This is a genomic window from Halomonas sp. 72, from assembly GCF_052379785.1.
Taxonomy (GTDB): Bacteria; Pseudomonadota; Gammaproteobacteria; order Pseudomonadales; family Halomonadaceae; genus Vreelandella; species Vreelandella citrativorans.
This window is the reverse complement of sequence record NZ_JBQSYY010000003.1, coordinates 170,228-191,766: the sequence shown is the minus strand read 5'-3', so window position 1 is coordinate 191,766 and position 21,539 is coordinate 170,228. Positions and strand designations below refer to the sequence as shown.

Below are 21,539 nucleotides of genomic sequence, written 5' to 3'. Positions count from 1 at the left end.
CCATGCCCAAATACGCAAGCATGGCGTGCGCATTGATGTGGCCACTACTGGTGCTTCTTTTGCATGATGACGTTGGCAGCTGGCCGTTATTGATCATAGGTGCGGCACTACTCGCCTGGAGAATGCCGCAAGCCCGCTACCTGGCAGCCGCTGCGGCGGTCCTGCTGGTCGCCCTGGGCGGGCTGGGGCACGCGGAACTCGGCATGCGCGCATACCCTGTGGCCGTAAACGCGGTCATGCTGGCTATTTTTCTCTCCAGCCTGTGGCGAGGAATGCCGGTCATCGAACGTTTGGCGCGCCTACGCGAGCCCGAGCTGCCCGCCGCTGGCGTACGCTATACCCGAAATGTTACCTGGGCATGGTGCGGCTTTTTCATACTCAACGGTGCCATCGCAAGCTGGACAGCACTGTACGCGAGTTTGGCAACATGGACACTGTACAACGGTGCCATCAGCTATGGCTTAATCGCCGTCATGTTTACCGGTGAATGGTTAGTACGTCATCAGTTGCGGAGCCGCCTGACATGACCTTTATCTCGCTTACTCAGTTACCCTGGCGTAAATCCACTCCCCGTCATGCGTCACTTCCCAGCCACTGGGTGTGTGGCGCTTCGCTTACGGCGCATATTGATGCATGGCACCACTGGCTGACGGACAAACCCAACGGCCGCTGGCTACTATGCCAGCAGCAGCCGTTAGCGTTCTGCGCCGCATTGATCGCCTTGTGGGAAAGCGGCCGGGTCGCCGTGCTGCCCGCCGATGATCGCCCCGAAACGCTCTCCCGACTAGCAAACGAAGTCGACGGCACCCTGCCCGATGCGCCTGAGCCGCGGCTCCCGCAGGGCGCTGAAACACGCCCCCGCACGGCATTTCTGGACCCAAGCGCTACTGCCGTCGTGCTATCCACCTCAGGCTCCACCGGCAACCCTGTTCAGTTAGCCAAGCGTTTTGATCAATTGGAGGCAGAGTTATCAGCTCACGCCAGGCTTTGGCCACTGGCAGACAGCGGGGTTATTTCCCAGGTCAGCCACCAGCATATTTACGGGCTGCTCGCCGGCATACTGCACCCCTTATGCACAGGCGTGCCGTTCTGTGGTGGTGAAAGCCGTTATCCCGAAGCGCTTATAGCCCGTTTGCAGGAAGCCGATGCTGCAGGCCTGCACCCGGTCGTGGTTAGCTCCCCTGCTCAGCTCTCGCGCTTGCCTGAACACCTCCCCTGGCACACCGCTACGCCGCCTGCCCGCGTGTTCTCATCTGGTGCGCCCTTGGCACTGGCACATGCTCAGCTTGCTGAACGCCTGTTACAGGCGCCGGTCATCGAGATTTATGGCAGTACCGAAACGGGCGGCATTGCCCAGCGTCGCCAAACACGCCGTTCCAGCTGGCAGCCGCTGCCCGGCGTGGAGTTATCGTTTCAAAACGGCAGCCTGAGTTTGCGGTCGCCGTTTCTGGAGACGCCTCAACAGTGGTGGCATCAGCCAGACCAAGCGGCGCCAGCAGATGACGGCTTCACGCTGCTGGGTCGGGCGGATCGCCTGGTCAAGATTGGCGGCAAGCGTGTCTCGCTCGACCATGTGGAGCGCATTCTTACGGCAGTGGAAGCGGTCAGCGAGGTACGCTGTGTCGACCTTGACCGCGCCGACAGCCGCCTGGGGGCGGTGGTCGTGCTGGATAAACCATCGATTCCGCACCAGCGTGATGCTCGGCAGAATTTGATCCAGCGCATGCGCGAAAACCTTTCCGACCACTTGGAGCCTATTGCCGTGCCCCGTTATTGGCGCTTTGTCGAAACGCTGCCGAGCAATGCCCAGGGAAAGCTGGACCGCACGCTAATCAACCGCCTGTTTGCCGATCTGGACGACCCGAAAGCGCCGCGCTGGTTGGGCGAGCATCCTCTGGATGCCAACAGTTGCGTACTGACACTGGAAGTCCCGGAACGGCTGGTGTTTCTGGAAGGCCATTTCGATCAGTACCCGATCGTCCCGGGCGTGGTGATGGTGCAGTGGGCTATCGATTACGCTAACGATATCTTTGGCCACAGAGGCCTGTTTCTCGGTATCGAGCGCTTGAAGTTTACGCGCGCGCTGCTGCCCGGCACTCGTTTCACCCTACAGCTGACCCGCCGCAAGGATGGTATCGCGTTTAGCATTGACTCCCAGGAAGGGCGCCACTGCACCGGGCAGGTTCGCCTGCAAGCACCCAAGGAAGATCAGCATGGCTGAGCCAAGGCCCTGTATCCTTATCCCTGTGTATAACCACCCAGCGACAATCACCCCGCTATGCGAGGAACTGACTGCGCTGGAGATACCGCTGTTACTGGTCGATGACGGCAGTGATCAGCAGTGCGCCGCCGTTTTGGATCGCCTGGCTGAACAGGGCCATCACCTGCTGCGTCTTGAGACTAACCAGGGCAAGGGGGCGGCGGTGCGTGCCGGACTACGCTACGCCGAGCAGTTGGGGTTCAGCCATGCACTTCAGGTCGATGCCGACGGCCAGCACGGGGTCGACGATCTGCCCGCGTTTCTCGCCACGTTAACGGTAGCCCAGCACACGCTGGTAGTGGGTTATCCTCGATATGACGCCAGCGTACCCAGAGTGCGCTTCTATGGCCGCTACGCCACCCATATCTGGGTGTGGATAAATACCTTATCGCTGGATATTCGCGACTCGATGTGCGGTGTCAGGCTCTATCCGGTGGCGCCGCTCAACCGAATGCTGGCCCGCCACCCCTGCGGCAATCGCATGACCTTCGATACCGAAGTGCTGGTGCGCTGGCACTGGGCACAAGGCGCCATGATGCACCGCCCGGTACGCGTGCACTACCCCCGCGACGGCATCAGCCATTTTGCCGTATGGCGCGATAACCGGCAGATATCGCTGATGCATACGCGCCTGTTTTTCGGCATGTTGTGGCGCCTCCCACGCTTGCTCACCCGGCGCAGACAGCCACACCGCGTGGCGAGCCCATGAACTACCACTGGGCGCGGATCGGCGAACGCGGGACGCTGCTGGGAATGACCCTGATGGTGGTCATACAGCGGCGCCTGGGACGCTGGCCTTTTCGGCTGGCGCTATGGCCGGTGATGCTTTGGTATTTTCTCGTCCACACCACGGCGCGACGTGCTTCCCAGGCTTTTCTGCAACGCCTTGACCCCACGCTCAAGCAGCAGCCTGTCGCCCGTTGGTGGCACAGCTATCGCCACTTTCTGGCCTTTGGCGAAACGCTGATGGACAAGGTCGAAGCGTGGAGTGGCCATATTGCCGACGAGCGCCTGGTGGGTAGCGGGGTCGAGCGCTTCACTCAAGCGATCGCTGGCGGTCAAGGCGGATTGATCCTTGTCGCCCACCACGGCAATCTTGACGTAGTGAATGCGCTGACCGAACGCCATACCAATCTCGACCTAACGGTGATGATGCACACCCGCAATGCACGCAAGTTCAATGCTCTGCTTGAACGCGTCACAGGCAAGCCGCGCCCACAGATTCTCGAAGTCAGCGAAGTTACCCCGGCAACTGCCCAGACGCTGGCCGAGCGTATTAACGCCGGTGGCTATGTGGTCATCGCTGCCGACCGCCTTCCCCTGTCAGGAGAGCGAACCCAGTCGTTTGATTTTCTCGGCGACCAGGCAAGCTTCCCGGAAGGCCCTTTCCGCCTGGCCACCTTGCTGCGTTGCCCCCTCTATACGCTGGCCTGCGTACGCGATGATGACCACTTCAGAATCGACTTTGAGCTTCTTGGCGACACCCGAGACCTGCCTCGTCGTCAGCGTGAAACGTGGATTACCGATACCATGCAGGCGCATGCCGACCACCTGGCCGAACGCGTTCGGCGGCACCCGCTGCAATGGTTCAATTTTTATCCCTTCTGGATAAATGACACTGGATACCTTCATGACGATACTGCGTGACCCGACGGCGGGCCCTCTCACTAGCGCGCCGCTCATTCTGGATGGATCGATGGTCAGCCTTGAAGACGTGCTGGCGGTTGCCGAAGGTCGCCGTCGCGTCATTCTGTCGACGGCACCCGATTTTCGTAAGCGTATTGCCAAAGGCAATGCCTTTCTTGAGCGCCTGCTTGAGGAAGAGGGCGTCGTCTACGGCGTTACCACCGGCTATGGCGACTCCTGCACCCGCGAAGTCTCCGCCTCCGACCTGGAGCAACTGCCCCGCCAGCTATACACCTTTCATGGCTGCGGGCTGGGCGAGGCGCTGACAGTTGAGGCCGCACGGGCGGTGATCATGGTACGCCTTGTCTCGCTTTGTCGCGGCGTTTCGGGGGTCAGCGTCGAGCTTCTTGAGCGCTTGGCATGGTTGCTTGAACACGATGTGATACCGGTCATTCCTGAAGAAGGTTCTGTCGGGGCCAGCGGGGATCTCACGCCACTATCTTACCTGGCCGCCGTCTTGTGCGGTGAGCGGGACGTATTTCATGACGGCCAGCGGCGGCCTACGGCGGAGGTGTTTACCGAGCACGGGCTGACCCCCTATCGCCTGAAGCCCAAGGAAGGCCTGGCGCTGATGAACGGCACCGCGGTGATGACAGCGCTGAGCGTGTTCGCCTTCGCCCGCACCACTTATCTGGCGCGGCTGGCCACGCGCATCACAGCGCTCTCCGTGCATGCGCTGAACGGCAACCCCTACCACTTTGATGCCGAGCTTTTCGCCGCCAAACCGCATCCGGGGCAGAATAAGGTAGCCGAACGCCTGCGCGAGGATCTCCACGCGCCCGATACGCCGCGCAACTCATCGCGCCTTCAGGATCGCTACTCGACGCGCTGCGCCCCGCACGTGATCGGCGTAGTGGAAGATGCCCTGCCCTGGTGGCGCCAGTTTCTCGAGAACGAACTCAACAGCGCCAATGACAACCCGTTGATCGACGCCGAACAAGGCAAGGTCATGCACGGCGGTCACTTTTACGGCGGCCATGTCGCCTTCGCCATGGATAGCCTCAAGCAGGCCTGCGCCAACCTCGCGGATTTGCTCGACCGCCAACTGGCGCTACTGGTGGATGCTCGTTTTAATCATGGTTTGCCCAGCAACTTAAGCGGTGCCGCCCCCGAGCGAGCCAGCCTTAATCATGGCTACAAGGCCGTGCAAATCGGCGCGTCAGCATGGACCGCCGAGGCGCTGAAGCTGACCATGCCTGCCAGCGTTTTCTCGCGCTCCACCGAATGCCACAATCAGGACAAGGTCAGCATGGGCACGATCGCCGCCCGCGATGCGCTGCGTGTGCTCACTCTGGTAGAACAGGTCGCGGCCGCCACACTGCACGCGGCCTGTCAGGGTGTTGAGCTACGCAGCCAGATAGGCGATGCGCCACCGCTGCCCGACCGCCTGGCTGAATTTCTGACCGACTGCCGCCAGATCTTTCCGGCACTTGGCGAAGACCGCGCCCTGGAACACGAACTCCGCACTCTGTGTGACGTGATTCGCCAACGCCACTGGAGCCTATATGACGCTTGATGATGGCAAACTGCCCCGCTACGAGACCGAACTGACGATACCGTTTCACGATATCGACATGATGCAGGTGGCCTGGCACGGCCACTATGTGCGCTACCTGGAAATTGCCCGCTGCACGCTGCTCGATGCGCTCAATTACAACTATCCCCAAATGCAGGCCTCAGGATTTGCCTGGCCGGTGATCGATTTACGCCTGCGCTACGCGGCACCGGTGCTATTCGCCCAGCGAATCGCAATCGAAGCGCGCCTGAGCGAGTGGGAGAACCGCCTCAAGATCGACTACACCATTCGCGATGCACACACCCGCAAACGCCTGACGCGCGCCTGGAGCGTACAGGTGGCCGTCGGAATTGAAGATCGAGAAATGCGCCTGGAATCGCCCCCCGTTCTACTGGAACGTCTGCTCGCCTGGCAGGAGGCCAACCAATGATGCGCGCTATTCACCAAGCGGCTTTTTTTGTCTTTACCCTTCTAGCCATCAGCGCCAGCGCCACCGCGTGGGCAGCTCCCGACGCTGACGAGCTTGCCGCACGCCTGGCCGACAATGCACCGCAGTGCGGGCGATTCGAGCAGACACGCTGGCTAGCCGATCTCGACAGTCAGCTAGAAAGCCGTGGAACCTTTGAACATCAAGACGCAGGGCTTGTCTGGCAAACGACCTCCCCCATTAATGACCGCGTGGTGATGAGCGCGGACAACGACGAGCTGCCGATGGGCTTTCAGGCGGTCGCCCCGGTGCTTGGTGGCCTGCTTTCAGGCGACTGGCAGGCATTGGAGAGATACTTCACCATCGAACTCAGCGGCACCCAGGAAGAGTGGCAGGCCAAGCTGACGCCCAGTGAAGCGAACATCGCCCAACGGCTTGACCAGTTGCTGGTTTACGGCAACCAGCAGGTAGAGCGTGTCGAGATCATGTTCACCAATGATGACCGCCTTGAGCTTACCTTGAGCGGTGCGGCTTGCGAGCGTCTTGAAGACGATAAGCATACATCGTGAGTGAAGCAACGCGTCCCGGCCGCCTGGAGCGTCTGGCAGCTATCGGCTGGGCGGGGCTGCTGCTGGGCTGCGCCTTGCTCTTGGCGAGCCTGCTGAGCAGAGGCGCAGCACTGGATACGCGCATTACCACGCTGTTGCCGGACACCCGGCAGGGAGCGCTGCTCGAACACGCCGAACAGCGCCTGACGCAGGCCTTCGAGGATCGCTTCGTGCTGCTGTTGCGGGACGAATCGCCGGCTCAGCTGGTTGCGGACCTCAAGACCCGTCTTAAACAATCGGCCAGCGTCACAGCCTTCGACGATGACCTTCTGCACACCCCCGACAGCGACTTGTCAGCGTACCGTTATCGGCTGCTATCGCCCTCGTTGGCCGCTGCCGATAACGACGCTTGGGTGCAACGAGGCCTGCGCCAGCTATTCACGCCAGGCAGTGGCGCTGACCCACGCCAGGACCCCTTTGGCCTGCTGGATGCCTGGCAGGACCAACGCCTGGCGGGCCCCATTCGCCTGATCGACGGCCTGCCTGCCGTCAGGGATGAGAGCGGTAACTGGTTCATCGTAAGCGGTCAACTCACGGCCAGCCCCTACGATATGGCCATGCAGCAACGCCTTGTCACAGCGCTTGCGGAGTTTAGCGATGCTCACCCAGAAGCCGAGCTGTTGCGAAGCGGGCTGGTGTTTCACGCCGCCGCCGGTGCCGAGCAAGCCAAGCGCGAAACCTTGACCATCGGCATTGGCTCGCTGCTGGGTATCGCCTTGCTACTCTGGGTCACCTTTCGGCGCGGTTCGATACTGGCCAGCCTGTTGCTGCCGGTGGCGTGTGGCGTTCTGTTTGCACTGCCCTTGACCTGGCTACTTTTTGGTACGCTCAACCTGCTGACGCTGGCCTTTGGCGCTAGCTTGATCGGCATTGCGATAGATTACGCCCTGCATTTTCAATGCGCTCGCCAGCTGGCGCCCGAACAGCCGCTCGCCAGGCTTTGGCCGGGGCTATTACTCGGCCTGATATCCAGCCTGGTCGCCTATCTTGTCCAGCTTGCCACGCCGCTGCCGGGGCTGCGCCAGATGGCCACGTTCGTGGCACTGGGGCTAATTGGCGCCTGGCTAACGGTGCGGCTTTGGCTGCCGTGGTTCACCCCGCGCCCTCATGCCGCCACCACGCGGATTGCCACTCAGTTGAACCGTCTACGTTTACCGCCTCACGCGCCCAGGTATTGGGGGCTACTCGCTCTACTTGGGGTTCTCGCAGTCGTCATGATCGCCACGCGGCTGTCCGCTGACGATGATCTTCGCCAGCTCAATCCTTCACCGGCCGAGCTGATTAGCGAGCAGCAACGCGTGCAGATACTGCTGGATAGCCCGACCGCCAGCCGCTACCTGCTTGTCACCGCCGAGCAGGAAGACGAACTATTGGAGCGCCTTGAAGCTCTGGACGCGGACCTTGCCGATTTAGAGGCACAAGGGCACTTGACCCACTACCGCCACCTGGCCCAGGCGGTGCCCTCTCCAGCGACGCAAGACGCCAACCTTGAGCGTGTGCGCCAGGCCTACCGCAACGCCCTGCCCGAGCTGATCGCCCAAGCAGGCCTTCCCTCAACGTTGCAGGAAGCCGCGCAGCGCTCGCTTGAAAGCGTGCCGCTGCTGACGATCACTGCGTGGCTCAACACCCCCGCGGGGCAAGCCGATGCCATGCTCTGGCTAGGCACAGCCGCCGATGCCGAGCGTACAGATATGGCGGCGCTGATAACGCTGGGTGATGCCGACAGTACTGCTCAGCAAGCATTTACTCACCTTGCTGCACCGCAATACGTACTCTACCAGAACCGCGTGGCAACGTTATCTAGCCACTTGTCGCAGCTCCGCGACCAGATCGCCCTGTGCCTGGCCATCGCCGTGGCGGGGCTTGCGGTGATATTTGGCGTTCGCTATCGCAGGCGGGCCTGGCGCGTATTATTGCCCCCGCTGGGCGCACTGCTGTCAACCATCGCGCTGTTGAGCGCCTTTAATATCGGATTGACGCTTTTCCACCTGCTGGGATTGCTGCTGGTACTGGGTATCGGTCTCGACGCGGGTATATTCAGCACGGAGCACCCAAACAGCCCAGCTGCCTGGCTGGCCATTAGCCTGTCGTGTGCCTCAAGCCTGTTGGCCTTTGGCCTACTGGCGTTCAGTGCCACCCCGGCGCTTCACTACCTGGGGCTCACTTGCCTCATTGGCCTTGCATCAGCTTGGGCGCTTGTACCGTTTGCCAGGGCAGGCACTTGGTCTTTATCTTCTCGACAGGACACTCCCTGATGGCTATAGAAACAACGCAACACATGAACATCCAGGATACCACCGATGTCGCCATCATCGGCGCCGGGCCTTCCGGCGCGGCAGCGGCGGCCTGGCTTGCCCAGCGGGGTCTGGACGTGCGGGTGATTGAGCGCAGCCGCTTTCCGCGCTTTTCCATCGGCGAAAGTTTGCTGCCACAGTGCATGGTCCACCTTGAAGCCTGTGGCCTGCTGGATGCCGCCAAGGCAGGCGGATTTCAAACCAAGAACGGGGCGGCCTTCACTTGGCGGGACCGCTATGCGGCCATCGATTTTCGCGACAAGTTCACGCCAGGCCCAGGCACCACGTGGCAGATTGAACGCGCTGATTTCGACCAGCGCTTAATCGAAGGCGCGCGCCAGCTGGGCGCCCAGGTTGAGTTTGATACCCGCGTTGAAGCCTTTGTCGCCGATCCCGAACGCCCCAGCCTTACGTTGGTCGATGCCAACGGTGAGCAGCGCTCGTTACACGCACGCTTTGTGCTCGACGCCAGTGGTTATGGTCGCGTCCTGGCGCGCCTCACCGGCCTTGCCCGCCCCTCGACGCTTGAATCACGCTGCGCGCTGTTTACCCATATTGACGATCACATTGATTGTTCGCGTTACGACCGCGAGAAGATCCTGATCGGTTTGCACCCTGAGCATCCCGGCATCTGGTACTGGCTGATTCCCTTCACGAATGGGCGGGCATCGGTTGGCGTAGTAGGTGACCGGGCAACACTGGAAGCTGCAGGTATCAATGATGAGGAGCGCCTCTGGCACTTCATACGTGCCGAACCGAGGCTCGCCGAACTACTGGCCAATGCGAACGCCATTCGCGCGGTTAGCCGCTTAGAGGGTTATTCAGCAGATGTCGAGCAACTGCACGGCCCCGGTTTTGCCCTGCTGGGTAACGCGGGCGAATTTCTTGATCCGGTTTTCTCTTCAGGGGTCACCATTGCCCTGGATTCAGCCCTGCGTGCCGCCCCCCTGGTCGAGCGCCAGCTCGCCGGTGAGCACGTCGATTGGAATAGCCAGTTTGAACAGCCCCTACGACGCGGCGTTGCCACCTTCCGTGAATTCGTGGAGGCCTGGTACGATGGCCGCCTACCGCGCATCATCTTCAATGACCAACAGATACCACGCATACGCACCATGATCAGCTCAGTGCTCGCCGGCTACGCCTGGGATGAAGAAAACCCGTTCGTTGCCGCCAGCCGTCGGCGGTTAGACAGTCTGGCAGAGGCCTGTACCGATATGCACTGCGATACCGCAGGGAAGGAAAAATGACCACCACGTTGTTTCGCTTCGCATGTCAGGCAGGGCTGCTCAGCGCCCTGCTTCTGCTGTTCGGCTGTGCCGGGCGGCCGGTAGCGACCGTACCCAGCCTCGCGACACTACCGGCGATGGAAACGCAGCGGCAGCGCCTGACGTTTGAACATGATGACCAGCGTCATGAGATGATTGGCGTTCTGCGCCACGACGACAAGACGTTGCGCCTGGTCATACTAAGCCCACAAGGCCAGCGCCTACTGACTCTGATACACGACGATAGCGGCAGCCGCTTTCTACAGGATGCCGCCTTTGAGCCGCCCTTTACCGCTGAGTGGCTGGCCAGCCGTTTGAGCTGGAACCTGTGGCCCGCACCGGCGATTGAACAAGCCTTTGGGTCCAACGCCTGGTCAATCCAGGAGGATGAGACGGGCCGCACGATGCGCTACCGGCAGCGTATCGTGGCGCGGATCAGCGGTAACTCGGCATGCACGTTAATTGACGACGTTGAGGCAGGTTACCGCCTGTATATCATGCCCCTTAGTGACACCGACCAGACAACCGCCCCATGCTTAACCCCTTGATAGCGTCTCAGATGCCTCCTTGTCGCCTCCTGCCACCGGCCCTGGTCTGTTCGATCGGTGACGATCTGGCCACCATTGCCGACGCCCTGTTTACTGGCCGTCGTGGGCTTGAGTATGGCGACGTGTTTACCCCCGGCCGGCCTTTACCGTTAGGCCGAGTCACTACCTCCCTGCCCGATGCCCAGGCGTTACCGCCAGTGCACCGCTCGCGCAATAACCAGCTGCTGGCCGCCGCCCTGGAGCAGTTGGCACCGACGCTTGAGGCTTTTCGCAAGCGGCACCCGCAGGCGCGTATCGGCGTGGTGCTCGGCACCAGTACCTCCGGCATCGGCGAAACCGAAACGGCGCTGGCTGAGCGTCAGCGCGAAGGCCACTGGCCCGACGACTTTCATTACCAGCGCCATGAAATTGGCTCACCAGCCCGCTTTGTTGCCGAGTGGCTCGGCCTTGATGGGCCAGCCTACACGCTCTCCACCGCCTGTACGTCAAGTGCGCGCGCCCTGGCAAGCGCCAAACGCCTGCTGGCGAGCGGTATGTGCGATGCGGTCATCGCCGGTGGGGCTGACAGTCTTTGCGGGTTGACCGTCAACGGGTTTGCCTCGCTTGAGGCGCTTAGCGACCGTCCTTCTCAGCCTTTCTCGGCCGAGCGTGACGGTATCAACCTCGGAGAAGCCGCCGCGCTGTTTCTGGTAACGGCAGAAACCGGCGGCATTCAGCTCAGTGGTTACGGTGAAAGCAGCGACGCTTACCATATTTCCGCCCCACGGCCAGATGGTCTGGGGGCCATCCAGGCGATGCAAGCCGCGCTTGCCATGGCGCAGCTGCCCGCCACGGCCATTGATTATCTCAACCTGCACGGCACCGCCACGCGCCAGAACGACAGCATGGAAGCCAAGGCAGTCGCAACGCTTTTCGGCAATACGCTACCGTGCAGTTCAACGAAGGCCCTGACCGGGCATACGCTAGGCGCCTGCGGCGCGCTCGAAGCGGCGTTCTGCTGGCTGACGCTCAATGAGGGGCGCCTGCCGCCCCAGGTTCACGATAGTGACGTCGACCCAGAACTTCCGTTACTGAATTACGCCAAGGCGACGACCCATCACGGCCGTCGCGCGATCAGCAATGCCTTCGCGTTTGGGGGTAATAACATCGCCTTGTTGCTGGAACGTTTCAATGAATGATTCACTTATGCCCGCACGGCTTGACCTGCCCTGCGATATCGCGCCGTACGTGCCACACCGCCTGGGCATGTGCCTTCTGGATACGCTACTGGCCGTGGGTGATGAACACCTGCATGCCCGCGTCGTACCCCAGCCCGACGACCTGTTTGCCACACCAGACGGCATTCCCGGCTGGGTCGGGTTAGAGTGGCTTGCCCAAGCCGTTGCCGCGTGGGCGGGTGTGCAGTCCGTGACGTCAGGCGATACGCCGAAAATTGGCTTTCTACTCGGCACGCGCCGTTATCAGTGCCAACAGCCGTTTTTTCACTTCGACCAGCCGATACGCATCGAAGTAGAGCTCGATTTTCGGGCAGATAATGGCCTGGGCGCGTTTCAGGGGCGCTTGCTAGACGCTCAGCAACAGTTGATCGCTAACGCCACACTCAACGTGTTTCAGCCCGATACGCAACAGGCGCTGGAAATGATGCAACAAGGAAAAACTCAATGACGAACACCGTCCTGGTTACCGGTTCAAGCCGCGGTATCGGCCAAGCCATCGCCTTGCGCCTGGCGCGGGATGGCTTCGATATCGTCGTACATTGCCGTCAGCGTCAGGCAGAGGCAAAAGCCGTCGCAAACCAGATTCGTGATATGGGCCGCAACGCCCGCGTGCTGTGCTTTGATGTTGCCGACAGGGCCGCGGCGCAGCAGGCGCTGGACGCCGATATCGAAGCGCATGGCGCCTACTACGGTGTTGTCTGCAATGCGGGCATTACCGCCGACGCCGCCTTCCCCGCGCTCTCTGATGAGGATTGGGACAGCGTGATCCACACCAATCTCGACGGTTTCTATAACGTTGTGAAGCCCCTCGTCATGCCAATGATTCGCCGCCGGGCGCCCGGCCGCATCGTCGTGATGTCCTCGGTTTCAGGCATGATGGGCAACCGTGGTCAGGTCAACTATAGCGCTGCCAAGGCCGGACTGATCGGTGCCATGAAAGCCTTGGCCGTGGAACTGGCGAAACGCCGCATTACGGTCAACTGCGTTGCCCCAGGCTTGATCGACACCGACATGACCGACGACCTGGTTACCGAGGAAGCGCTCAAGCTGATTCCCATGCAACGCACCGGTACCAGCGAAGAAGTCGCAGCCACGGTGGGCTTTTTATGTTCAGCCGATGCCGGCTATATCACTCGGCAAGTATTCGCCGTCAACGGAGGAATGTGCTGATGGCAAGCAATGTACAACGCCAAGACAGTCTGGGGCGTCGTGTGGTAGTGACCGGCATGGCCGGTTTCTCGCCGATCGGCAACGACTGGCCAAGTATCAAGGCACGACTTGAGCGTTTGCAAAACGGTGTTATCCACATGGATGACTGGGAAAGTTATGACGGCCTCAATACGCGCCTTGGGGCGCCCGTGCGCGACTTTACTTTGCCTCCTCACTATCATCGCCGTGCTCTGCGCAGCATGGGCCGCGGAGCGCAAATGGCCACGCGTGCCAGTGAACTGGCCCTGGAAGACGCAGGACTGATGGATACGCCGCTATTAGGTAGTGGTCAGATGGGGATTGCATACGGCGCCTCCGCAGGGGAACCCGACGCCGTCGCTGACTTTGGCAACATGTTAATCAATAAATCGACCGATGGACTGAATGCCAACTCCTATATTCGTATGATGGCCCACACAGCCCCCGTCAATATCGGCGTTTTTCTCGGTGTGCGCGGGCGGATCTATACCACCTCAAGTGCCTGCACGTCAGGTAGCCAAGGCATTGGCTATGCTTACGAGGCCATCCGTTTTGGGCGCCAGACCGCCATGATTGCCGGTGGTTGCGAGGAGCTTTCGGCTTCAGAGGCGGCCGTCTTCGATACGCTGTTTGCGACCAGTACTCGCAATGACGCGCCGCACACCTCGCCGCGCCCCTTTGACGCCGAGCGCGACGGTCTGGTGATCGGAGAAGGGGCAGGCACGCTGATCCTTGAGGAACTGGAGCACGCCCAGGCACGGGGAGCCACCATTCACGCAGAGCTTGTGGGCTTTGGTACCAACAGCGATGGCCGTCACGTCACTCAGCCGGATGCCAACATGATGGAGCAAGCGATTCGCCAGGCACTGGAGGATGCAGGCCTACAACCCGAGCAAATCGGCTATGTCAGTGCCCACGGCACGGCCACCGAGCGGGGCGATATTGCCGAGAGTCATGCGACACATGCCGTTTTCGGCTCGCGCCTTCCCATTAGCGCCTTTAAAAGCTTTACCGGTCACACGCTGGGCGCTTGCGGTGCGCTGGAAGCCTGGGTCGCCATCAAGATGATGCAGGAAGGCTGGTTCCACGGCACCGCCAATCTTGACCGCCTTGATGATGCCTGTGCAGAACTCGACTACTTGAACGGCCCAGGACGGAACATTGACTGTGACTATGTCATGAGCAATAACTTTGCTTTTGGAGGCATCAACACCTCGTTGATCTTCCGCCGCTGGCCCTGATATCGCTTACGACTCAGTGCCACTCACACTACCTGCTCTCAGGTACTTAAACCCAGCAAGAAGGAACGCTAAATGAGCCGAGGAATGATGTTAATGGGGGTGCTACTAGGCGCTCTACTAGTAAGCACGACGAGCCATGCGCGCGACACGACACACATGCTCTCTATTGAGGACGCAATGAACACGCCCGATGCGAGAGCACGGCTTGATTCCAATATTCAATTTATCTTTGGCGACACCCCGCACGGCGAGATTACCGCTGAGTATGGTCCTGCCGTCACAAATAAAAAGACCAATGCTTTCAACAAGTCTGATGTAGAAGCCTGCGAGTGGGTCATGCTCTCGGCGCTTCTTAGCTTGCAAGACCGCGTCAAAGCGGAAGGCGGTAATGCGGTGGTTAACATTGAGAGTTTTTATGACCGTCAGCCGATGTCCTCGACCAGTGAGTATGAGTGCCATGCAGGGGCGCTTATGGCCGGTGTCGCGCTGCGAGGTGACGTTGTCACGCTAGCCGACTAATGACCGCGTATTTAGACATTGTGTTGGCCCAAGCCCCCGCTCACAGCAGCGGGGCTTGTTTATCGGCGCTGGGCAGAGAGCTTCTCTCCCAGCTTGCCGACGCTCGCGGCTACCACTGCCCCGTTAGTGAGTGGTCTCCAAGAGGCAGCGGTGTGCCGTGGCACCCAGCACTTCCGCCTCCGTGGAAAGCATGTCTAGCCCACCGCGACAACCGCGTGATTGCCGGTATCGCCACGGTCCCTGTGGGCATTGATATAGAGCATGTTCGCCTGCGGCATAAAAACGCTTACCCGAGCTGGTGGCGTGCCTGCCTGAAGCCGACGTACGCCGCAAGATACATCAATCCGCTGTACCTCTAGACGCCTTTTACCGCGCATGGACACTCCACGAAGCGCTGTTCAAGCTGGATAGCCTGTCCGGCACTCCTTCAAGCCATGTATTGAGCACCCGTCTTGAGCGGCTAGCCCCGAGGGGCAATGTTCATGCCTGGCAATGGCAGCAACAAGGCTGGACCATCAGCCTCTGCGCACACGCAAGTTCGCTTGAAATTCGCAGCCTCCCCAACCTCTCTTTTATGCAACTCGACTAACACTCGCCAACGCGGGCCGCACCCTCCCTTACTTCCTGACGTAAAATAGTAGCTTGCTAACGACAGTGCTATTATCAGTGCCTTTGCCATCTCGATGTTCATCTAGGGAAGCTCACCATCAACCATTTAACCCATACCAAAGCCGTACTGCTATTTGCAAGCACCATGACGGTGATGTCGGGCGCGATTATTGCGCCTGCTTTGCCGGGTATCAGCCGCCATTTTTCGGATCAGCCTCAGGTGTTGATTCAACTGATCCTGACACTTCCTGCACTGATGATTACGCTGTTCAGCCCGCTGATGGGCTATTTGGCTGACCGGTTTGGGCGCAAGCCGCTACTCCTGATGATGTTGTCCATATACGGGCTGGCGGGTGGGGCAGGCTTCTTGATTGATAGCGTGAACCTGTTGTTAGCATCACGGGCGCTGATGGGCATCGCCGTGGCCGGTATTTTAAGTATTAGCACCACGCTGGTTGGCGATTATTTTGATGGCCCCGAGCGGGTGCGCTTTTTGGGTCTGCAAAGTAGCTGCATGGCGCTCGGTGGCGTGGTGTTTATTAATTTGGGCGGTCTGCTCTCCGACTGGAGTTGGCGGGGACCTTTTCTGCTCTACCTGACTGGGGTTTTTCTACTGCCTTATGCCTGGGCGATGCTCAAGGCGCCTAAGCTCCAGAGCAATGAGCAGGCAGGCAGCGTCAACGCGCCGGTCAAGGTCGACTATATGCGCACCGGGATTGCCTATTTGGCGGGCATGCTGAGCATGATGATGTTTTATATGTTCCCCGCGCAGCTGCCTTTTTTACTTTCAGAGCAGGGTGAGGTCAGCGGGTTGGCTATCGGCATTGCGCTCTCCACCGCTGCCTTTACCGCCAGCATCGTGTCGTTCTGCTATGGCTACTACAAACCCTTTTTGTCGGTCATGACGATCTATATAGCGGGCTTTGTACTGGCCGCGCTGGGCTTTCTGGTGGTGGGCCTTACGCAGAGTTATGCCATGGCGATTGTCGGTGCGGCCATTTCGGGGCTTGGCCTGGGCGCTTTTATGCCCAACACCACGGCCTGGCTAATGCGTATTACGCCACAGCGAGTGCGTGGCCGCGTGTTTGGTGGCTTTACCGCCACCTTCTTTCTTGGTCAGTTTATCTCGCCCATTGCGGTCGCCCCTGCGGTTACCTGGCTTGAGTCACTGCGCAACGTCTATACCGGCATGGCCGTGCTCTGCTGCGTGTTGGCGGTGATACTGGCTATCCTGAGCAGGACGCTGCTACGCGCTGACAGCACGCTTTAAGCGGTAGCAACGTTTTCATGCCAAGCCGATCATCAAGAAGGCGAAAATACCAACCCAATGATGCTGACAAAGATCAGCACCGCGCCCAGCACCCGGAAAAACACGCCCGTATCGGCTTTGATGATATAGCGGTGCGCCCGCTCACCCACCAGGTGCCCGGCATACGCGCAGGGCAATAGCCATAGCTGATGGATCAGCTGTAGGTCCACACCGGCAAACACAAACGAGATCATCTTGATCACGACCAGAATGAACCACAGCACGAACATGGTATCGCGCAACTGCTCCTTGGCGACATGTGAGGCAAACACCGCCACAATCAGCGGCGCACCAATCAGCGACGTACCGCTGACATAGCCGCCCAGGGCCAGCAGCACATAGTCGACGTACCTGTTGTTGCTTTGAAACGGCTTATTGAGCACATAGCCAACAGCGTAGACCAGCACGATGCCGAAAATGATGCTGGTCATGATAGAGGCAGGCAGCGTTAACAGGCCCACCACGCCAACCAGCTTGGGGATGATCATAATTTTCAGGGCCTTGCGTAAATAGGCCCAATCAATATTGCTCTGTGCCGACGCGTTGCCACTCTCTCGCTTTATTTGGCGGTTACCCTGCCAAGCGATCCAGCTGGAGAAGATCAGCAGATGAATGGCGATAATTGGCAGGAAAAGTAGTGGATCGTTAACCACCAAGAGTAGAAACGGCAACGCCAGCACCGCGCCGCCAAACCCCAGGCTGGTTCTGACAAAACCGCTCCAGGCAAAAATCAGCCCGATCAACGCATACTGATACCACAACAAATCCGCCATTCACTTGCGTCCCTGGTTATCACGTTGGTTATCAAAATGATGATCCGCCTACCGCCCACCAGCTGGGTAATAGCGCCTGCACGCGGGTGTGGGCAAAACGATCATCCATTAATACCACAACCCCTTCATCAGAGGGGCTGCGGATCACCCGTCCGGCGGCCTGTACCACCTTGATCATCCCCGGAATGCGGTAGGTGTAGTCATCGCCCTGGCCAAACCGTGCCGTGAGGCGCGCTTTAAGGGCTTCGTTGAAAGCATTAAACGGCGGCAGCCCAAGCGTTGCGATAAACGCACCAATCAGTCGGTCGCCGGGCAGGTCGATACCTTCAGCAAAGGCGCCGCCCAGCACCGCAAAGCCGATGCCCTGCCCACCCGGCGTAAAACGCTGCAAGAACGCTTCGCGCTCGGCTTCACGCATGCCCGGCGTTTGGGCAAATGCAGGGATGTCAGGGTGCTGTTCACAAAACAGCTTAAGCGCGGCATTGAGGTAGGTGAAACTGCTAAAAAATGCTAGATAGTGGCCCGGCGCCTGCTCATACTGCTGGGCCATTTCGGCCACCATCGGCGCAAGCGATGCCTCCCGGTCGCGAAAGCGGGTCGAGATATCCCGGCGAATGCACACTTCAAGCTGGCGGGCCACAAAGGGCGAGCACACTTCGCGCCACACCGTGTGCGCTGGCAGGCCCAGCAAATCACGGTAATAATGGGCAGGCGTTAGGGTGGCTGAGAACAGTACGGCACTATGCGCAGCGTTGAAGCGTGGCGCTAAAAAGTCTGCCGGTATCAGATTACGCAGACCGATTAGCGCCTTCCCTCGGCCTTTTAATGTGAGATCACACAGCGAGTGATCGCCGAAATTCTCCGCCAGGCGGCAAAATGCCAGCGCCTCAAACAGCAGCTCCTGCAGCTCATAAGAGATATCTTCGGGGTGCTCGCCCAGGTGGTTGGTGATCGAGGCGGCAACGTTCTGAAGGGCGCCCACCAGCTTATCGGGTAGCGACTCAAGCAGGTGATAGCCTTCCCGCTCAGCATCATCCGGCTTACTTTCGGCGACATCTTTCACCACGGCCTGCCACTGCCGACCCAGGCTTGCCAATGAGCGGCTCAGGGCTTTCGGGGCGCTACGCTTAACGCGATTAAAACGCTGCTGGTCAAGCTCGGCGCTATACATGCCACGTGCCCGCTCAACCAGGTTGTGCGCTTCATCCACCAATAATCCCACTCGCCAATCATTAGCTTGTGCCAGGCCATGCAGCAGCGCATGGCGATCAAACCAGTGGTTAACGTCGCCCACAATCACATCGGCCCAGCGCGCCAGTTCCTGGCCCAGGTAATAAGGACAAACACTGTGAGTAAGCGCTAACTTGCGCAGCGTTTCGCGGTCCCACCCGCTTTCAGCCACGGCGGCCTGGCGTGCAGCGGGCAGGCGGTCATAGAAGCCCGCCGCTAACGGGCAGGCATCACCATGGCAGGCGGTTCCGGGGTACTCGCAGGCTTTTTCACGGGCAATGAGTTCCAGCACACGCGGCGCGCTGTTATCAGAATGTTCGGCGGATTGTACAGAAGAGCGAAGCTGAGCCAGGGCGTCCAACGCCAAGCGGCGCCCGGGTGTTTTCATGGTCAGAAAAGCAATCCGATCAAGCTGCTGACGAGGCATGGCGGTGAGCATGGGAAACAGCGTGGCCAACGTTTTGCCGATCCCGGTAGGCGCCTGGGCCAGCAGGCAGCGCCCGGTGCTGGCGGCCTTATAAACATCTTCGGCAAGCTCACGCTGGCCGGGGCGAAACGTGGCATAGGGAAAGCTGAGTGTTGTTAACGCTAAATCACGCGCCTTGCGATGCACCGCTTCCTGTTCGGCCCAGGCAATAAAGCGCTCGCACTGGGTGATAAAAAACGCCTCAAGCTCAGATGCTCGCGCTTTCTGGCTAAGCAAAGTCTCTTTTTCAGTGGCGATATCCAGATACACCAACGTCAGCGTAACTTCATCCAGGCCGCGTTCTTTGCATAACAGGGCGCCGTAGATTTTTACCTGCGCCCAGTGCAGCGCGCGCTGGTTGTCGGCCATGCGCTCAAGGCTACCGCGGTAGGTCTTGACCTCCTCCAAACGGTTTTCGGCAGGATCGTACCCATCAGAGCGTCCGGTGACGGCCAGGCTTTTGTAGGTACCGGAAAGCGGCATTTCGGCAATATAGTCATCGCCTCGGCGGCTGGCCACCAGGCGATGCCCGGCCATGCCTTCCTGAGCACTGGGCGAAGGGGTAAAGCGGTGATCCAGGTCACCCTCGCGGGCGGTAAAATCACACAGTGCGCGAACGGCTATCCGATACTCCGCAGCGCTACTCATAACGTACCTAGCGAGTCAGCCAGCCACTGCACGTAACATACTGCAACCGGAATACGATGCTGATGAAAAAATGCCAGCCAGCGGCGCTGGTTATCCTGAAGCCGGTCACCAGGGCCTTTCACTTCAATAAGCCGATAGCGGGGTTCATTCTTCGGTGCGTTGGGTAAAAACTGGATCAAGTCGGGCAACCCTGCCCGGTTAGCTTTAAGGTCTTGTAAAAGCCGTTCAAAACAGGCTTTCAAGTGGGCGGCAGGCAGGCACTCAAGCGCCAGCGCTAAAAGCGTTTCATCCAGCAATGGCCAGTGCACAAAGGGGGACGCCAGGCCGTGTTTTTGCTGCCTGGTTGTGTGAATCGTCTGCCGGTAGCTGCCATCCTCTAGCTGTGCCAGGCACTTATCAAACAAACCACGCCGCCGAGCGACGAAATCTTCACGATAAAGATCCGCAGGCCCGCTATGAAACGGATGAAAAAACGCCCCTGGCAGAGGAGCAAAGATAGCGGGCCAGCAGAGCAGGCCAAACAAGCCGGTGATTAGCATGTTTTCCGCATAGTACACCGGCGCTTCAGGTGTGCCGACGTGCTGCCCAACGGCGCGCTCTACCGGCTGAGGGCCGGGAAGCATTAACTCCCAGCGCGTGTAGGCGGGCTCATGCACCGGCGGCTGCGCCTCCATTTTCAACTTTTTACGCAGCCGAGGCAGCAACCGAGCGAGTGCCTGAGCTTCGGTTTCATTGGGCGTAAGTCGCTGGGCATTCGTTGCCAGCTCAAATGCCTCCTGATACCTCCCCAGCCGCTCCAATACGCGCAGTTGGCGAACGCGGGCTTCGCTGCTACCCGCTTGTGCATAAAGTAAAATGGCCTGCTCGGTTTGGCCACTGCGCTCCGCTTCGCGGCCCATCTGCAACACCACGCGGGCATGCCGAGTCGCTAACCAGGCGTTAGCGGGTTTGGGCGGTAGCTCATGCTGTAGATGTTCAAGTGGCTCGCCCTCTTCAAGACGCTGCCTAAGCCTATGCAAGACGAAGTAAGCATTCACTTCTTCGCGTTTCTGAAAGGCACGCGAGGCGGCGGTGAACGGTACCTTTTCAAACCGCTGAAGCCCAAGCTCCGTCAGCACGAACTCGGCCCAGTCCTGGCGCAGGTTGCCAAAGAACATCAGCCGTAACCGGTCGCACACGTCCATTACGTTAAGGCGCACGATGCTGTCCGACGCTTTTGGCCACCACTCGGTTAACGGTTTTATCTCAGTGAGCTGGGGCGTTAGCGTGGCCTGGAGTACCGCTTTGCCAGCAGACGCGGGCAGCCCCGCATCGCGTATAGGCGTTGCCAAGGCTGAGCGCAGCTCGGCCAAGCGCAGTTGATGAAACAGCTCATTCACACTCAGCGCCGGGGCAGTATCCACCCAACCAAGCGAGGCCAAAGGTGCGAGGGCATCTGCCGTGTCGCCTATTTCCGGGTAGTTGAGTTTGTAAAGCCGGAACAGCTCGCCCTTGCGCATTACCATACGGGTAAGCAACGCCTGGGAAGAGCGCGGCAGCGTATCAAAGCGGCTTATAAAGGTGAGTTCGTCGGTATCTAGAAGGTCAGCGTGGCGCTCACCCACCCACCCCAGCACGAAGCGGAAGTTCGTCAGGTAGTAGAAGGGGTCGTCGAGCGAAGCAGTAACGGAAGTGGCAGAAGCACTGTTCATGCATCCATTGTATCAGCGCGATTTGCCCCGCGTCATGGGCTATT

General features: G+C 59.7%; 20 protein-coding genes. 16 read left to right on the top strand and 4 right to left on the bottom strand.

Annotated features, from left to right (window positions below):
• Positions 1-2 precede the first annotated feature (2 nt).
• The 15 genes from ACT3T6_RS04785 (at position 3) to ACT3T6_RS04715 (ending at position 14,769) form a co-directional block, all read left to right on the top strand.
• On the top strand, positions 3-527 hold the full coding sequence (locus tag ACT3T6_RS04785) for a hypothetical protein (RefSeq protein ID WP_226913424.1): 525 nt from the start codon (positions 3-5) through the stop codon (positions 525-527).
• Positions 524-2,221, top strand: a complete 1,698-nt coding sequence (locus ACT3T6_RS04780) for an AMP-binding protein (protein ID WP_193053467.1) — start codon at positions 524-526, stop codon at positions 2,219-2,221. Before ACT3T6_RS04785 ends, ACT3T6_RS04780 begins: the two co-directional genes overlap by 4 nt.
• A complete protein-coding gene (locus ACT3T6_RS04775; protein WP_193053466.1) occupies positions 2,214-2,969 on the top strand; it encodes a glycosyltransferase family 2 protein in 756 nt (251 codons plus the stop codon). Before ACT3T6_RS04780 ends, ACT3T6_RS04775 begins: the two co-directional genes overlap by 8 nt.
• Positions 2,966-3,907 (top strand): LpxL/LpxP family acyltransferase, encoded by a 942-nt coding sequence (locus tag ACT3T6_RS04770; protein ID WP_193053465.1) that lies wholly within the window; start codon positions 2,966-2,968, stop codon positions 3,905-3,907. The genes ACT3T6_RS04775 and ACT3T6_RS04770 overlap by 4 nt, the downstream gene beginning before the upstream one ends.
• Complete coding sequence (locus ACT3T6_RS04765) at positions 3,891-5,462, top strand: HAL/PAL/TAL family ammonia-lyase (protein ID WP_226913423.1); 1,572 nt, start codon at positions 3,891-3,893, stop codon at positions 5,460-5,462. The genes ACT3T6_RS04770 and ACT3T6_RS04765 overlap by 17 nt, the downstream gene beginning before the upstream one ends.
• Positions 5,452-5,892 (top strand): acyl-CoA thioesterase, encoded by a 441-nt coding sequence (locus ACT3T6_RS04760; RefSeq protein WP_193053464.1) that lies wholly within the window; start codon positions 5,452-5,454, stop codon positions 5,890-5,892. The genes ACT3T6_RS04765 and ACT3T6_RS04760 overlap by 11 nt, the downstream gene beginning before the upstream one ends.
• On the top strand, positions 5,889-6,458 hold the full coding sequence (locus tag ACT3T6_RS04755) for a LolA family protein (RefSeq protein ID WP_193053463.1): 570 nt from the start codon (positions 5,889-5,891) through the stop codon (positions 6,456-6,458). The genes ACT3T6_RS04760 and ACT3T6_RS04755 overlap by 4 nt, the downstream gene beginning before the upstream one ends.
• Entirely contained in the window at positions 6,455-8,752 is a 2,298-nt protein-coding gene (locus tag ACT3T6_RS04750) for an MMPL family transporter (protein ID WP_193053462.1), read from the top strand. Before ACT3T6_RS04755 ends, ACT3T6_RS04750 begins: the two co-directional genes overlap by 4 nt.
• The gene (locus ACT3T6_RS04745) at positions 8,752-10,038 is read left to right on the top strand and encodes an NAD(P)/FAD-dependent oxidoreductase (protein WP_287077353.1); all 1,287 of its coding nucleotides are present in this window, start codon (positions 8,752-8,754) and stop codon (positions 10,036-10,038) included. The genes ACT3T6_RS04750 and ACT3T6_RS04745 overlap by 1 nt, the downstream gene beginning before the upstream one ends.
• Entirely contained in the window at positions 10,035-10,604 is a 570-nt protein-coding gene (locus tag ACT3T6_RS04740) for a DUF3261 domain-containing protein (RefSeq protein ID WP_193053591.1), read from the top strand. The genes ACT3T6_RS04745 and ACT3T6_RS04740 overlap by 4 nt, the downstream gene beginning before the upstream one ends.
• Before the next feature lie 11 nt (positions 10,605-10,615).
• Positions 10,616-11,782 (top strand): beta-ketoacyl-ACP synthase, encoded by a 1,167-nt coding sequence (locus tag ACT3T6_RS04735; protein ID WP_193053592.1) that lies wholly within the window; start codon positions 10,616-10,618, stop codon positions 11,780-11,782.
• Positions 11,775-12,269, top strand: a complete 495-nt coding sequence (locus ACT3T6_RS04730; RefSeq protein WP_193053593.1) for an ApeP family dehydratase — start codon at positions 11,775-11,777, stop codon at positions 12,267-12,269. The genes ACT3T6_RS04735 and ACT3T6_RS04730 overlap by 8 nt, the downstream gene beginning before the upstream one ends.
• Positions 12,266-12,991, top strand: a complete 726-nt coding sequence (gene fabG, locus ACT3T6_RS04725) for a 3-oxoacyl-ACP reductase FabG (protein ID WP_193053594.1) — start codon at positions 12,266-12,268, stop codon at positions 12,989-12,991. Before ACT3T6_RS04730 ends, fabG begins: the two co-directional genes overlap by 4 nt.
• Positions 12,991-14,250, top strand: coding sequence for a beta-ketoacyl-ACP synthase (locus ACT3T6_RS04720; protein WP_193053595.1), 1,260 nt, complete (start codon positions 12,991-12,993; stop codon positions 14,248-14,250). Before fabG ends, ACT3T6_RS04720 begins: the two co-directional genes overlap by 1 nt.
• A 72-nt stretch (positions 14,251-14,322) precedes the next feature.
• Positions 14,323-14,769 (top strand): excinuclease ATPase subunit, encoded by a 447-nt coding sequence (locus ACT3T6_RS04715; protein ID WP_226913440.1) that lies wholly within the window; start codon positions 14,323-14,325, stop codon positions 14,767-14,769.
• Between the two features lie 194 nt (positions 14,770-14,963).
• On the opposite strand, the gene ACT3T6_RS04710 is transcribed toward ACT3T6_RS04715, so the two are convergent.
• Positions 14,964-15,146, bottom strand: coding sequence for a hypothetical protein (locus ACT3T6_RS04710; protein ID WP_193053596.1), 183 nt, complete (start codon positions 15,144-15,146; stop codon positions 14,964-14,966).
• 329 nt (positions 15,147-15,475) lie between these two features.
• Here ACT3T6_RS04710 and ACT3T6_RS04705 point away from each other — a divergent pair, with 329 nt between their 5' ends.
• Positions 15,476-16,648: an MFS transporter gene (locus tag ACT3T6_RS04705; RefSeq protein WP_444625938.1), complete on the top strand. Its 1,173-nt coding sequence runs from the start codon at positions 15,476-15,478 to the stop codon at positions 16,646-16,648.
• Positions 16,649-16,680: 32 nt separating this feature from the next.
• Here the strand turns inward: ACT3T6_RS04705 and ACT3T6_RS04700 are convergent, their stop codons facing one another.
• The 3 genes from ACT3T6_RS04700 to ACT3T6_RS04690 are packed head-to-tail and all read right to left on the bottom strand — an operon-like array spanning position 16,681 to position 21,495.
• Positions 16,681-17,460 carry a sulfite exporter TauE/SafE family protein gene (locus tag ACT3T6_RS04700; RefSeq protein ID WP_193053597.1) on the bottom strand — a complete coding sequence of 260 codons (780 nt, stop codon included), beginning with the start codon at positions 17,458-17,460 and terminating at the stop codon, positions 16,681-16,683.
• 31 nt (positions 17,461-17,491) lie between these two features.
• Positions 17,492-19,804: an ATP-dependent DNA helicase gene (locus ACT3T6_RS04695; protein ID WP_193053598.1), complete on the bottom strand. Its 2,313-nt coding sequence runs from the start codon at positions 19,802-19,804 to the stop codon at positions 17,492-17,494.
• Positions 19,801-21,495, bottom strand: a complete 1,695-nt coding sequence (locus ACT3T6_RS04690) for a VRR-NUC domain-containing protein (RefSeq protein ID WP_193053599.1) — start codon at positions 21,493-21,495, stop codon at positions 19,801-19,803. The genes ACT3T6_RS04695 and ACT3T6_RS04690 overlap by 4 nt, the downstream gene beginning before the upstream one ends.
• Positions 21,496-21,539 lie beyond the last annotated feature (44 nt).